Source organism: Corynebacterium sp. UMB8791, from assembly GCF_054166365.1.
The window spans coordinates 31189-44896 of record NZ_JBSZCG010000114.1 but is presented as its reverse complement, the minus strand read 5'-3'; the positions used below and the strand labels follow the sequence as shown (position 1 = coordinate 44896).

Annotated in this window: 13 protein-coding genes; 7 read left to right on the top strand and 6 right to left on the bottom strand. The window is 59.2% G+C overall.

Annotated elements, in window-relative coordinates; translation table 11 throughout:
• Nucleotides 1–24: 24 nt before the first annotated feature.
• Nucleotides 25–1314: an MFS transporter gene (locus ACXIUA_RS05685; protein ID WP_070479515.1), complete on the bottom strand. Its 1290-nt coding sequence runs from the start codon at nt 1312–1314 to the stop codon at nt 25–27.
• A gap of 215 nt (nt 1315–1529) precedes the next feature.
• On the opposite strand from ACXIUA_RS05685, the gene ACXIUA_RS05680 reads away from it, so the two are divergent.
• Nucleotides 1530–2018 carry a molybdopterin-binding protein gene (locus ACXIUA_RS05680; protein WP_284804927.1) on the top strand — a complete coding sequence of 163 codons (489 nt, stop codon included), beginning with the start codon at nt 1530–1532 and terminating at the stop codon, nt 2016–2018.
• 7 nt (nt 2019–2025) lie between these two features.
• Here the strand turns inward: ACXIUA_RS05680 and mobA are convergent, their stop codons facing one another.
• The 5 genes from mobA to ACXIUA_RS05655 form a co-directional block, all read right to left on the bottom strand.
• On the bottom strand, nt 2026–2607 hold the full coding sequence (gene mobA / locus ACXIUA_RS05675) for a molybdenum cofactor guanylyltransferase (RefSeq protein ID WP_284804928.1): 582 nt from the start codon (nt 2605–2607) through the stop codon (nt 2026–2028).
• 10 nt (nt 2608–2617) lie between these two features.
• A complete protein-coding gene (gene moaC / locus ACXIUA_RS05670; RefSeq protein WP_256041846.1) occupies nt 2618–3097 on the bottom strand; it encodes a cyclic pyranopterin monophosphate synthase MoaC in 480 nt (159 codons plus the stop codon).
• Nucleotides 3098–3114: 17 nt separating this feature from the next.
• Entirely contained in the window at nt 3115–4347 is a 1233-nt protein-coding gene (locus tag ACXIUA_RS05665) for a molybdopterin molybdotransferase MoeA (RefSeq protein WP_457976343.1), read from the bottom strand.
• 6 nt (nt 4348–4353) lie between these two features.
• Nucleotides 4354–5472: a GTP 3',8-cyclase MoaA gene (gene moaA, locus ACXIUA_RS05660; RefSeq protein ID WP_083433233.1), complete on the bottom strand. Its 1119-nt coding sequence runs from the start codon at nt 5470–5472 to the stop codon at nt 4354–4356.
• A 62-nt stretch (nt 5473–5534) separates the two neighbouring features.
• The gene (locus ACXIUA_RS05655) at nt 5535–7277 is read right to left on the bottom strand and encodes a long-chain fatty-acid--CoA ligase (protein WP_070479523.1); all 1743 of its coding nucleotides are present in this window, start codon (nt 7275–7277) and stop codon (nt 5535–5537) included.
• Between the two features lie 304 nt (nt 7278–7581).
• Between ACXIUA_RS05655 and rho the strand changes: the two genes are divergently transcribed.
• From rho to ACXIUA_RS05625, 6 genes are read left to right on the top strand one after another with little or no spacing between them, the layout of a single operon-like run.
• Nucleotides 7582–9420: a transcription termination factor Rho gene (gene rho, locus ACXIUA_RS05650; RefSeq protein ID WP_070362622.1), complete on the top strand. Its 1839-nt coding sequence runs from the start codon at nt 7582–7584 to the stop codon at nt 9418–9420.
• Complete coding sequence (prfA, locus tag ACXIUA_RS05645) at nt 9420–10493, top strand: peptide chain release factor 1 (protein WP_070362621.1); 1074 nt, start codon at nt 9420–9422, stop codon at nt 10491–10493. The genes rho and prfA overlap by 1 nt, the downstream gene beginning before the upstream one ends.
• On the top strand, nt 10480–11346 hold the full coding sequence (prmC, locus tag ACXIUA_RS05640; protein ID WP_457976341.1) for a peptide chain release factor N(5)-glutamine methyltransferase: 867 nt from the start codon (nt 10480–10482) through the stop codon (nt 11344–11346). Before prfA ends, prmC begins: the two co-directional genes overlap by 14 nt.
• Nucleotides 11347–11383: 37 nt before the next feature.
• Nucleotides 11384–12043 (top strand): L-threonylcarbamoyladenylate synthase, encoded by a 660-nt coding sequence (locus ACXIUA_RS05635; RefSeq protein WP_070362619.1) that lies wholly within the window; start codon nt 11384–11386, stop codon nt 12041–12043.
• The gene (locus tag ACXIUA_RS05630) at nt 12044–13186 is read left to right on the top strand and encodes an MraY family glycosyltransferase (RefSeq protein WP_070362618.1); all 1143 of its coding nucleotides are present in this window, start codon (nt 12044–12046) and stop codon (nt 13184–13186) included.
• 11 nt (nt 13187–13197) lie between these two features.
• Entirely contained in the window at nt 13198–13659 is a 462-nt protein-coding gene (locus ACXIUA_RS05625) for a hypothetical protein (RefSeq protein WP_256006503.1), read from the top strand.
• Nucleotides 13660–13708: the final 49 nt, after the last annotated feature.

Here is a 13708-nt window from a genome sequence, read left to right as displayed (position 1 = left end):
ACGGGGTCGTGAATGAAATGGCTGTTAGCCAGGGAACGGTGCGTTCGGGCGGGCGTAGTAGATCCATGCGAGTGCCGTAGCGAAGGTGAAGTAGACTACGCAGCCCCAGAAGAACGTTGGTGCGCTCATCAGCGTGAGCAGCACACCAACGATGAACGGTCCGAATGCTCCGATCGCGCCGCTGAACCCGATAACACCGCCTGCCTGGCGCTTCGGCAGAATCATTGGCATCTGCTTGAATGTGCCAGCGTTGCCGATGCCAGCGAAGACAGACATGGCCAGCATGGTGTAAAAGAACGGTGCCGCGGCGTCACCACCACGGGCAAGGAAAATTGCGGCAATTGCAGTGGTGACCGTCATGCCAACACCAGCGACGAACGTCCAGATTGCGCCGCCGTACTTGTCGCACAGTGGGCCCCACAGTGCGCGAACCAGGGCCCCGAGCAGGGCGTACATGAATGCCCAACCGAGCAGCTTCGTCGCGTTGTCGCCGAAGGAGTTCTTCATCAAGAGCGCGAGCTGAGCGCCGAATCCGGAGACGGCGCCGAACGTCATCACGTAAATGATGGTGAGGATCCAAGTATTCTTGTTTCCGAAAATATCGATCTGCTGGCGGAAGTTTGCCTTCACCGGAACGTCCTTCAGCATCAGCCAGGACACGATGACCATGATGATGACCCAAGGGACGAAGAAGGCCGGAACGTTATGCACGTTGATCGCGGTACCTGAACCATCCGAAGCCTCGATCGTGCCGATCATCGTGATGCCGATGAGCCAAGGCGCCAGCAACAGTACGAACGACATGCCGAGGTTGCCCAGGCCTGCCTGGAGGCCGAGCGCCGTACCGGACTTTGCCTTCGGGAAGAAGTACCCCGTCGACGGCATAAAGCCTGAGAAGATACCGCTGCCGATACCTGTCATAAAGGACAGGATCATGAGCGTCGCGAATGAAGTCTCAGGACTCTGGACCGCAAAATACCAGCCGACCAGTGGGATGAGGAAGAGTGCTGTCGAAAGCGTAATGAGCTTTCGGGTACCAAGAACTGGTGGCAAGAACATCCAAATCAGGCGGAAGATACCAGCCGCCAGTCCTGGGACTGCAGTCAGCCAGTAAAGCTGTGCAGCAGTGAGGTCGAACCCGATCTCATTGAGGCGCGGCGCGACCGCCGCAACGATGTACCAGGTGACGAACCCGAAGAACATCGAAATTGTGGTGATCCAAAGTGTGCGCCATGCGATTCCGGCGTCCCACTTTTCTGGATCTTCAGTGTCCCAACCGGTGAGTACCCGTTGGGAGGTGTCGAGCTTGGACATGGGGTGAAATCCTCTTCAAAAATACGATAAAGGTCTATGTGGTCCGGGTGGGTAAAAATGTTAGAAATACCCGAAACTACTATTAAGGATAGTGGCAGTGAACTGCTACTATCGACTTATCCACGAGAAAAGCCGTGTATTATTACGCAACATATGTGTGTCGTAATTCGGTGATTTGTACAGATGCTGGTGTTTGTGCAGGGAAGGAACACTTCATGGAAACAACTACGGCCCCCACAGCGGTCGTTATCGTCGTTTCGGACCGGGTTTTCGGGGGTGAGCGAAAAGACAAAGCATCCCCCGCAGCCACCCGGTTGCTCACTGAAGCTGGATTTCAGGTCGCACAACCCGTCATCATTCCAGAAGGTGATGAAGCGCTCCGGAATGCAATGGCACAAGCGGTGGAAGGTGGAAATTCACTCATTCTCACCTGTGGCGGTACGGGACTCGGACCACGCAATCTCACCCCCGAAGTCACCGAGGAGTTCATCAGTACACGGCTCCACGGCATCGAAACGCAAGTACTCATCGCGGGGCTGGAACACTCCCCACGTGCTGGGCTGTGTCGGGGCGTGATTGGACTTACGTCGCGTGAACCCGGCGCGAGCCTCATCGTCAATACCCCGAGTTCACGGGGTGGTGTGAGCGACACCCTTGGTGTGATCCTCGTGCTTTGGCCGAGCCTGACAGAATGGGTTCGCTAAGCAGGAGCTATTCGGTAGAAGGGAACTCCACGTTCCCGAGCGAGTCAAGTTCCTCGCGCGTATCGTAGTCGCGCTCAGCGCCTGTGCCCTGGACGCGGACTACGGATTTCACCGCGTCGAAGAGGCGCTTCGCGGGAATGTCGCGCGTGCCGACAGTATCGAGCGCCGCCATCAAAGAGGCACGGTTCCACACCGCACATAGCGGTTGCAGGTAGCCATCAGCAGCTTCGACGACCGCCACGTCCGCGCCGCCGTGGACGGGCCTCGCAAGTACCGGGGTCAGTTCAGGAGAGCGCGGTGCGTCGACGGAGACGACGGCGACGAAGGGGGCGTCGATACGTGAGAGTCCCGCAGCAATCCCCGCGACGGGACCCCCGAATGGCGGATCCTCACTCACTGTGGGCACTCCGAGCGGCTGTGGGCTCACAACGATGCGCGGCACCCCATCCGGGATGAGGGAACAGACCGCATCAACGAGGCGGGTGCCATTCACTTTCACCTGGGCCTTATCGGCGCCCATTCGTGTCGAGCGTCCCCCAGCGAGCACAATGACGCCAACATCCTCCCACTTGTGTTGCACGCTTCGCACGCCTCGCACGCTATGTCTCGGGAAGCTCGCGCGACCAGTCGCCAGAGCGGCCACCAGACTTGGCCACGATCCCCATCCGGCGCACATATGCCGAACGGTCGACACCCTTGACCATGTCCACGATGGCAAGTGCCGCAACGCTGACAGCGGTCAGCGCCTCCATCTCGACACCGGTGCGGTCCGCCGTGCGAACGGTGGCCTCGATGAAAACGTGGTCTTCGCGCAACTCCACGTCTACCGCGCAACCGTGTACGCCAATCGTGTGGGCGAGTGGCAGCAAGTCCGGCACGCGCTTCGCAGCCGAAATGCCTGCGACGCGTGCAACGGCTAACACGTCGCCTTTCGGCACGGTGCCTTCACGCAGTGCCTTCATCACCTCAGGCGAGCAAGCGACTTCACCTTGCGCGGTTGCATTCCGAACGGTTGGCTGCTTCTCCGTAACGTCAACCATGTAGGCCTGGCCAGCAGCATTGAGATGGGTAAATTTCATGTTGAGTCTTTCTTTCTTTAAAACAGCATCACTGGGATGCGAGTGGGGGCGTCGGTTCCAGGGGCAAGGACCGCGATTCCGTCCACTGCAGGTAGGGAAGCAACGAATCCGGAGCCGCCATGTCCGCCGGCAAAGGCTTCAGCGCGGACAGCACCGTGTTCGGTGTGCAGGCGCACAGGTACGAATACATGACGATCAGCACGCGGGGCGGGGAAGTGCGTATCGACGTCCGCTTCCACCATTGTTCGCTCGTCCATGCTGCAACGCGTGTGGTTTCCTGCACTCGCACGCAGTAACGGGATCGCGTACAGCGCGCACGAGACGAACGCCGCAACTGGATTTCCGGGCAGGCAAATAAATGCAGCTTCAGACCAACGTCCAACGCCCTGCGGACTTCCCGGGCGCTGGGCGACATGGCCGAACCACATATCTGGTGAGGAGGCTGTGACAGTGCGGACTACGTCGTACGCTCCAGCGCTGACTCCGCCGGTAGTGACCACGATGTCTGCCTGCTGCGCGGCCTGCTGGAGTAAGACCTCGGTCGATTGCGTATCGTCATCAGCGTGCATCGTGAATACCTTGGCGTAGCCGCTTTCGCGCAGAAGCGTCGCCACCATTGGCAGGTTTGAATCGGGAATTTGCGCGCCGCGAATGTCGCCGGGCCAGGCAACGAGCTCGTCGCCAGTAGAGACGACTGCGGCGGTCGGGCGTTCGAAAACGTCCACAGTGCGGACACCAGTGGCGACAAGTGCGGCGAGTGTGCCAGCATCAATCCGTGTTCCCTCTCGCGCAACGACTTCACCGACGCCGACATTCTCACCAGCGTGTCGGATGTGGGAACGGCCAAGGTCAACAGAAGTGATCTGGACCTCGTTAGGGAGAGGATAAGGGCCTCGGGGGATATTCGTCTGCTCGACTGGGACGACATGAAGACTGTCCTGTTGCGGCATCGGTGCGCCAGTCATGATTCGGACTGCATGGCCAGCTGGGCAATCGATTGCGTCATGTCCGGCCGGGATCTCACCAGCTACAGGCAGTACCCACGGCCCGTCACCGAATAGATCCGACTCGTGGGCTACGAAGCCGTCGACCGCCGAGTTTGAAAAAGGTGGCACTGGGAACCGTGCCACGACGTCGGCTGCGAGTACCTGGCCTACGCAGTCACCTAATGGGACATCGCGCTTAACGCGGGGCCGCGCCGCAGCCAGGACACGGGCCAAATGTTCGTTGACAGAAGGAAGAGTGTTCATTAGTTCTTAACCACCGATTTCGCTCATGAGGCGCTCCGGCTGCAGGAAGCCCTCGTCATCAATGCCGTGACCTGGCTTCTTCAGCCACATGGCTTTCGACCAGAGGTCCGCGAGCTCCGCGTCGGAGGCGCCCCCACGCATGACGTCGCGGAGCGAGACCTCGTCGGCCGCTTTCGAGAACAGGCAGGACCGGATGGAGCCGTCAGTCGTGAGGCGGGTTCGGTCGCAGGCGCCACAGAAAGGGTGTGTCACAGACGCGATAATCCCAAGCTTGCCGCTGCGAGTACCGTCTGTGACATCCCATAGGGCAGCGGGTGCAGAACCTCGTGGCTCGACGGCAGGTGCAAGCGTGAAATCGTGGCGGAGACGCTCAACCAAGTCATGCGCCGTCACCATGTCGGTGCGCTTCCACTGCTCGCGTGGGCCCAGCGGCATTTGTTCGATAAAACGCAGCTGCAGCCCGCGTTCCAGCGCAAAGCGCACGAGGTCTGTGACACCGTCTTCGTTGATGCCCGGCATCACTACCGCGTTGACCTTCACCGGCTGAAGGCCTGCTTCCACTGCGGCGTCGATGCCCGCAAACACGTCGTCGATGCGGTCTCTGCGGGTGAGCTGTGCGTAGAGCTCCCGATCCGTGGTATCGAGCGACACATTCACTCTGTCGAGGCCGGCGTCGGCAAGCCCCTGCGCCCGGCGCGCAAGGCCCAGGGCATTCGTGGTGACCGCAGTTGAGGGTGCGACGCCCTCGTCGGTGCGCATGGTCTTCGTCTCACTGATGATGCGTTCCAACGAGCGCCGCAGGAGTGGCTCGCCCCCTGTGAAACGCACCTGGCGGATGCCGAGGTGCTCCACAGCCAGGCGGATCAGCCGGATCGTCTCCTCGTCGGTGAGTGCCTCTTCAGTTGGCATCCATTCAAGGCCCTCTGCAGGCATGCAGTACGTGCAGCGCAGGTTGCAGCGGTCGGTAAGGCTGACCCGGAGGTCTCGTGCCGTACGCCCAAAACGATCGTCGAGCGTGCGCGGGGCGGGCTGCTCACCTGGGTCCAAGCTGGCGTTTGGTGCGAGTGGACCGTCGGAAGCTGCGCGGGACGCTAACGGCGATGCAAGAGGAAGGTGAATGGGCATAGTGCTGTCAATAATAAGTACGAAATACGCCAGGTCAAGAATTAGCAGTGAAAAACCCGTATTTATTGCTCGGGTGTTTGTGCCTTCCTTCCGCGGTTACCCGGGCCAGGCAGCGCGATAATCTCATAGTCGCCCTTGGCGAGGTGTTTCCTTAGGTCCTTCTTGTCAAACTTGCCCACCGAAGTCTTGTCGATGACATCGACGAACGTCCAATACTCAGGTGCCATCCATGTTGGTAACACATCGGCGAGGTTCTTTCGCAGCCGCTCCGCTGTTTCCGCGGTGCGCGGGATATCGTCCAAAAGCACGGTAATAGCCAGTGGGCGCTCGCCCCACTGGCGGTCGGGGAAGCCAATCACAGCGCACTCGATGACATCTTCGGCTTCCATGATGAGGTTTTCCACCTGCGCGGAATAGATCCATTCGCCACCAGATCGGATAACGTCGCGTGCACGGTCGTACAACGTCATGTAGCCATCGGCGGTGACTGTTCCGACATCACCAGTGCGCAGCCAGCCGTCTTCAGTGAAGTGGTGGCGGGCGTCATTAATCTCTTTGCCCCGGAACGTCGAGGCCAACTCGCCCTTTTCTTGGGTTGGCGAGTGGTAGTAGCCGTTGGCAACCAAATTTCCTCGCACCTGCATCTCGCCTTGTGAAAGGTCAGTTGATGCCATCACCTCTCCATCGTTGACCACGCGGTATTCCAGCCATGGCACAAACCGTCCCTGGGACACACGATACGCCTGGCGAGCTTCGCCTGAAGCGCCTGATGGCGGGCGTGCCACCGTGCCGACAGTAGACGTTTCCGTCATGCCCCACACGTGGACGACGTCGACACCGTAGCGTTCCTCCCACACCTTGATCAGTGCAGGCGGGGCAGGAGAGCCTCCGACGAAGATCTCCTGCAAGCTCATGCGCTCAGGCGGCGTATGCAGATAGTGCACCATTAGCTGGATCCACAGCGTCGGTACGCCGTGCGCTACGCGTGGGTGCGTCGAGGCAATAATCGTTGCAAGCGTCGGTGCGGAAACGTCGGCACCTGGTAGTACCATCGGTGCGCCGGTGACGTACGCTGCGAACGGTACGCCCCAGCTCAACACGTGATAGATGGGGATGCAGCACAGGAAAGACTCGCCGTGCGTAATCGCTAGTGAATCCGTTGAGCGAAGCGTCATTGCCTCGAGCCAAAGAGAGCGGTGCGAATACGCCACGCCTTTTGGCGCGCCAGTCGTTGCTGTCGAATACACCAGTGCGGCTGCAGTGTTTTCTGGCAGTTCCGGCCACGAGTACCGTGTTGCTTGGCCGTCGAGAAGCTGCTCGTAGCTATGCACCTTGGCAGCTCCGAACGACAACCCAAGGACGTCGTCGCTGAGCAGAGCGCCAATAAAAACAATGTGCTCAACCAGCGGGCACATCTCCATCACTCGGCCAAGCTTTTCAGCTAGCCGCGGATCAGCCACAATGACCTTCGCCTCTGAATGATTCACCACATAGGCAATCTGATCCGGCATCAACTGAATATTCAGTGGGGTGAACACGGCGCCTTTCGCGGCGGTACCAAACATCACCTCAATATGCTCGGAGCAGTTAAACATGAACGTAGCCACGCGCTGGTCCCCGTCAATGCCCAGCAAGTTTTCCGCAGCGTTGGCAAAAGCGCTGGCCCGCGCGCCAATGTCCGCAAACGTGCACTCTTCGGCGCCCGTGGGCCCCCATGTCGTACACTTCGTCGAGGCGTGAGCGGTGCGCCCATACTCCAAAATGCGACCGACGGAAAACGGCACTTCCTGCATCGTTGAAAGCATGGGCACCACTTTAGCGCGAATGAAGCACGCGCAATTCAATCATGCGATACAATACGAGGCGGATCATGCGCATCGCACGAACTTTGCTGCGCAGCCAACCTCATCGATCCGCTTCCCCTTTTTGCAATCTACGTGCAGTGGCGTAGTTTTATTACATGGTTTTCACTGACCATGGGGGAGCGCGCAGGCAATTCAGTTACTGCTAACGAAGTTGCAGCGCACAGTGAACGAAACGACACAATGCACACGAAAGCTTCGAATCAGTGTTCACTCTCTTTGCTGGCGAAGTGACGAAAGGACATCCGTGACAGATACGGGAAACGCAGCAGGAACTGACCTTCAAGCGCTGAAGATTCCTGAACTGCGCAAACTTGCTGCAGAAAAAGGCCTCAAAGGTGTCTCCGGTCTGCGGAAGGGCGAGCTTATCCAAGCAATTACTACTGGCACCGTGCCTGGAAAGGCTCCTGCGAAGGCAGTAGAACCTGCGAAGGCAGTAGAAGAGGAAACTCACAGCGACAACCGTCGCCGCGCCACCCGCAAGGCCGCAGATCCCGCTGAAAATAGTGAGGAACAAGGCGACAAGACGGGCAAAGAGGAAAAGGGCAAAGAGCAGCAGTCCGGGCAGCACGAGGGGCGCTATGAGTCCCGATCTGCGGCACGCCGTGCTCGCCGAAACCGTGCGCGACACAATCATGAGTCCCACGATGCCGACGCAGAACAGAAGCACTCGAACGACGAGAAGAACGATAAGCCCGAAAAGCACGATAACGGCTCGGCCGACGAGAAGTCTGAAAACAACAACGACGGCAACGGCGGCCGCGGCCGCAACCAACGCAATGACCGCGGCGGCCGTAACAACCGCGACCATGACGAAGACGGAGGAGGCCGTCGTGGACGCCGTGGCCGTCGTGGACGCCGCGGCCGTGACAACAACCGTGACCAGCAGGATAACCAGAACATCCCACCAGAAGAGCTGCAGGAAGTAGCCGGCATCGTCGACGTCATTGACAACAATGCTGCATTTATCCGCACCACTGGTTACCGTCAGAGCAGCGCAGATGTGTACGTGAACAACCGCCTCGTTCGGGCGAATGGATTGCGCTCCGGCGATGCGGTCATCGGTCAGGTGCGCGCGAACGGGCAGGGTCACCAGCATGGCTCTGGCCGCAACCGCCAGCGCTACAACCAGTTGGTCCGTGTCGATTCCGTGAACGGCATGACGCCAGAGGACGCTAAGCAGCGCAAGCAATTCCACAAGCTGACCCCGCTGTATCCGAATAAGCGTCTGCGCCTGGAGACAGAGCCAAACATCCTGACCACGCGAGTGATCGACCTGGTCATGCCGATTGGTAAGGGTCAGCGTGCACTGATCGTCTCCCCTCCAAAGGCTGGTAAGACGACAATTCTGCAGAACATCGCGAACGCAATCGCGAAGAACAACCCAGAATGCTACCTGATGGTCGTCCTCGTTGACGAGCGTCCTGAGGAAGTCACGGACATGCAACGCAGTGTGAAGGGTGAGGTTATCGCCTCCACCTTCGACCGTCCGCCGTCAGAGCACACCGCTGTCGCGGAGCTCGCGATTGAACGCGCCAAGCGCCTCGTTGAGATGGGGCAAGACGTTGTAGTCCTCCTCGACTCGATCACGCGCCTGGGTCGCGCGTACAACAATTCGTCGCCGGCATCGGGCCGTATCCTGTCCGGTGGCGTTGATTCCAACGCGCTGTACCCGCCGAAGCGCTTCCTGGGTGCTGCGCGCAACATCGAGGAGGGTGGCTCGCTTACGATCATCGCTACGGCGATGGTGGAGACGGGCTCCGCTGGTGACACCGTCATCTTTGAGGAGTTCAAGGGCACCGGTAACGCCGAGCTGAAGCTTGATCGTAAGATCGCGGAACGCCGGGTCTTCCCAGCTGTCGACGTCAACCCGTCTGGTACCCGCAAGGATGACCTGCTTATGGGGCCGGATGAAGCGCGCGTGATGCACAAGTTGCGTCGAATCCTGTCGGCACTTGACCCGCAGCAGTCCATCGACATGCTGATCAAGCAGTTGAAGAAGACGAAGAGCAACGGCGAGTTCTTGATGGGCGTTGCCAACTCGGCACCAATGGTGGCTGATCAAGACGCAGAGGAGTACATCTAATGGCTGGCGAAGTTTCGCTCGTCGACGACTACGTCGCCGAATACGAGGGCATTCAGGCCCAGATGGGCGACCCAGATATTGCGGGCGACCAGGATAAATTCCGGAAGCTTTCAAAGCGCTACGCCGAACTGCAGCCGATCATCAAGGTCAACGACGCGCTGAACCAGGCGAGGGAAGATCACGAAGCTGCGGCTGAGATGGCGTACGAAGACAAAGAGTTCGCCGAAGAAGCTGAACGCCTTGCGAAAGAGATCGTCGCGCTTGAGGAGGAACTCGCGGACCTGCTCGCACCTCGCGACGAGCACGATGGTGATGACATCATCATGGAGCTCAAGGCCGGTGCTGGCGGTGAAGAGGCGGCCCTCTTTGCTGGTGACCTCGCCCGCATGTACCAAAAGTATTGCGAGAAGCACGGCTTGACCTGGGAAGTACTCGACTTGTCTGAGTCGGACCTTGGCGGCGTAAAGGATATGACCGTCGCGGTGAAGGCGAAGACGCCGTCACGTGACGGTGCATGGTCCAAGCTGAAATTTGAGGGTGGCGTGCACCGCGTGCAACGTGTGCCAGTCACTGAGTCGCAGGGCCGCATTCAGACGTCGGCCGCGGGTGTATATGTGTTCCCGGAGCCGGACGAAGTGGCGTCGGTAAATATTGATGAGAAAGACATTCGCGTTGATGTCTACCGATCCTCCGGCAAGGGCGGCCAGGGTGTGAACACCACTGACTCCGCCGTGCGTATTACCCACCTGCCGACGAATATCGTGGTGACCTGTCAGAACGAGCGCTCGCAGATTCAGAACCGCGCACGCGCAATGCAGGTGTTGCAAGCTCGCCTTGACCAGCTCGAGCGCGAGAAGGCCGAGGCCGAAGCCGCCGAGGGACGCGCTTCCCAGGTGCGGACTATGGACCGCTCCGAGCGCATTCGGACCTATAACTGGCCCGAAAACCGTATTTCGGATCACCGCATCAACTACAAGGCGAACAACCTTGACACGGTGCTCGATGGCAACATGGACGATCTGATTACGGCGTTGCAGACACACGAGCGGCAGGAACGACTTGAAGCCGAGTAAACAACCCGCTCAACAGGTCATCGCCCGTGGCGCGCAGATGCTTGCGGCCGCGGGCGTTGCCACGCCAGCAGTCGACGCGAGGTTGATCGCTGCCTGGCTTCTCGACGACACCCCGATGAACGTACTGTTCCTCGACGTTGACCAGGAGTTTGAAACAGCGTTTGAAGCAGCGGTTCAACGCCGGGCGTCGCGCGAACCACTCCAGCACATTGTTGGAGCCGCGCCGTTTGGGCCTTTGACGCTGCGTGTCGGACCGGGTGTGTTTATCCCGCGGCCGGAGACCGAGGTCCTAGCCGATTGGGCAGTGAAGACATTGCAGCAGTCCGCCACTTCGCAGGCGCCCACTGTCGTGGATCTGGGCACTGGTTCGGGTGCGCTCGCGCTCTACATCGCGCATGCGGCACCGTGCGCCGAGGTGATCGCGGTGGAGCGGTCCGAAGCTGCTCGCGAGTATGCCCAACGAAATCGCGATGAACTCGGCTTGAACGTCCGGATCGTCGAAGGGGACATGACTGATCACAACTTGTTGTCTACGCTGCATGGCACCGTAGACATGGTGGTAAGCAACCCGCCGTACGTTCCCAATACCGACGGTCTGGACCCAGAGGTCTACGTAGACCCACCAGAGGCAGTCTTTTCCGGAGACGACGGTATGGATGCGATACGTGGCCTGGTGCCGGTGGCTGCGGCGCTGCTGAAACCGGGCGGAGTATTTGCAGTTGAACATGATGACGCAACTTCTGACCTGACTGTCGACGCCGTTACAGCATCCGGCACGTTCGAACGAGTGGAGCGGTTAGCGGACCTCACCGGAAAGCAACGCTTTGTCTGTGCCCGGAAGCGGAGCGAGTAAGCTAGTCCGGTACTGAACAAAGGAGACGAGGAGCATTATGGCGAGTAGGGTTTTCCAGTGCCTCGAACCAGAAGAACGCGAACAAGGACTGCAGGCAGCAGAAGCCGCAGTGAAAGAGGGGCGTTGCATCGTCCTTCCTACTGACACCGTCTACGGCATCGGCGCCGACGCATTTAATAACCAGGCGGTGGCGACACTGCTGGCAACGAAGCGGCGGGGCCCCGATATGCCAGTGCCAGTGTTGGTAGGGTCTTGGACTACTATCCAGGGGCTGGTGCGGGAGTTCACGGACACCGCTAAAACTCTCGTTGAAGCGTTTTGGCCGGGAGGGCTTTCAATCGTCGTTCCGGAAGCCCCGAGCCTTCCCTGGAATCTCGGCGATACTCGTGGCACCGTGTTGTTGCGGATGCCGAATCAACCCCTGGCGCTTGAACTTCTGCAGCGAACTGGCCCGATGGCGGTCTCGTCGGCGAACCTGACGGGCAATCCACCAGCGCTCAACGCGGCTGCTGCACGCCAGCAGTTCGGGGAGGCAGTCGGCGTGTATCTCGAGGGTGGGCCCGCCGAAGTTGGCACCCCGTCAACGATTATCGATATTTCTGGCCCTAGCCCAGTCATCCTGCGAGAGGGAGCTATCAGCACGGAACGCATTGCTCAAGTCCTAAAACTTGACCCAGAGCAGTTGCGGAGGAAGTAGATGGGCGGCGCCGGAGTCCCGCTGCGTGAATTGGGCTTGGTTCTGCTTGTTGCCGCAGCGATCACCTACCTGCTCACAGGCGTGGTGCGCACAGCGCTCGTTCGGACGGGCAGGGTGGCAGAGATCCGCAAACGCGATGTGCATACCCAGCCGACGCCTTCTGTCGGTGGCCTTGCCATGTTTACAGGGCTCGTGTGCGCCCTTTTTCTTGCGCAGCAGCTCCCGGCGCTCACACGTGGGTTCGCACCGGTGACGCCCGAGATGACGGCAGTCTTCGCTGGTGCGAGCGGCATCGTGATTCTTGGAATTATCGACGACCTCTACGAGCTTGGGGCCGTCGTAAAGCTGTGCGGACAACTCTTGGTAGCTGGCCTCATGAGCTTTCTTGGACTGGTCTTTACCGTCTTTTACGTCCCGTTTGGGGAGGGGACCACGCTAATCCTCGATCAAGTGCAGGGTATGTTGTTGTCCGCGTTCTTCACTGTGTTGATTATCAACGCTGTGAACTTTGTTGATGGCATTGACGGACTCGCTGCTGGCCTGGGGATGATCGCCGGGGGAGCTATCCTTCTCTTCTCCCTCACTGTGCTCCACGACCAGGGTGGTGCTGTTTCGGCCTACCCGCCGGCGATCATTTGCTCGATTCTCGTCGGAATTTGTGCCGGGTTCTTGCCGCATAATTTCGAGCCTGCCCGAATTTTCATGGGGGACTCAGGCGCGATGCTTATTGGATTGCTGCTGGCAGCCGCGTCGACGTCAGCGTCGGGCAAGATCAACATGTCACTCTATGGGGCTGCGGACATGGTGGCATTAGTGAGCCCAATCATCGTTGTGCTTGCTGCAATTGCCTTGCCGTTGCTTGACCTGATTTGGGCGGTTATTCGACGGGTGATTCGTGGACAGCGACCGTGGGAGGCAGACGCCGGACATATTCACCACCGACTGCTTCGCCTCGGGCATACACACAGACGCACTGTTTTGGTCCTCTATATGTGGATTTCTGCAGTAGCCCTCGGTGCGGTGAGCTTTTCGATCGTCCCCACCCGATTTGCTGTAGCTTTTACCGTCCTTTCGTTGGTGGTGGCCTTTGTTGCGACGCTCATTCCATGGCTGAAAGGCAAGATTGGCCCTGTATCTGTGTAGGATGTCCAATCGTGGATACTCCAAAGAACCCTGTGACGCCGAACCTGGAAGTGTCAGACACTGAGCAGTATGAGAACCAACGGCGGCCGCTGCTGCGTGCACTGCGCTTTGGAACGTTGGCATTGCTGGCGCTGCTTATCATCTCGCTGATGGCATGGGGAGCCGTGAGCGGCGCGCCAGGTCTTTGGGCTGTATTGATGGGGGTCGGTATTGGTGGTGGCTTTGTGCTGTTGACCGCTATCAGTGTTCTTGCGACGTCTAATTCCACCCCTACAACCACGATGGCTGTCGTCCTCGGGGGTTGGCTCATCAAGATGGTCGTCATCGTGCTTATCTTGCTCGGGCTTCGGAACGCAACGTTTTACGACTCGACAGCATTCGGTGTAACTACGATCGCGGCACTTGTTGTTGCGTTAGGCGCCGAAGCTATGGGGGTACTGAGCGTACGAACGGCATATATTCAGAAGCCTTAAGGCGTACAGACATTTGCGTTGCTACCCCCTCGCCTTGGGGTGGCAACGC

Excerpts from the sequence above, each read along its gene's own strand:
- ACXIUA_RS05685 (WP_070479515.1), bottom strand. The coding sequence starts at position 1,314 with ATGTCCAAGCTCGACACCTCCCAACGGGTACTCACCGGTTGGGACACT.
- ACXIUA_RS05680 (WP_284804927.1), top strand. The coding sequence starts at position 1,530 with ATGGAAACAACTACGGCCCCCACAGCGGTCGTTATCGTCGTTTCGGAC.
- moaC (WP_256041846.1), bottom strand. The coding sequence starts at position 3,097 with ATGAAATTTACCCATCTCAATGCTGCTGGCCAGGCCTACATGGTTGAC.
- ACXIUA_RS05665 (WP_457976343.1), bottom strand. The coding sequence starts at position 4,347 with ATGAACACTCTTCCTTCTGTCAACGAACATTTGGCCCGTGTCCTGGCT.
- moaA (WP_083433233.1), bottom strand. The coding sequence starts at position 5,472 with ATGCCCATTCACCTTCCTCTTGCATCGCCGTTAGCGTCCCGCGCAGCT.
- ACXIUA_RS05655 (WP_070479523.1), bottom strand. The coding sequence starts at position 7,277 with ATGCTTTCAACGATGCAGGAAGTGCCGTTTTCCGTCGGTCGCATTTTG.
- prfA (WP_070362621.1), top strand. The coding sequence starts at position 9,420 with ATGGCTGGCGAAGTTTCGCTCGTCGACGACTACGTCGCCGAATACGAG.
- ACXIUA_RS05635 (WP_070362619.1), top strand. The coding sequence starts at position 11,384 with ATGGCGAGTAGGGTTTTCCAGTGCCTCGAACCAGAAGAACGCGAACAA.
- ACXIUA_RS05630 (WP_070362618.1), top strand. The coding sequence starts at position 12,044 with ATGGGCGGCGCCGGAGTCCCGCTGCGTGAATTGGGCTTGGTTCTGCTT.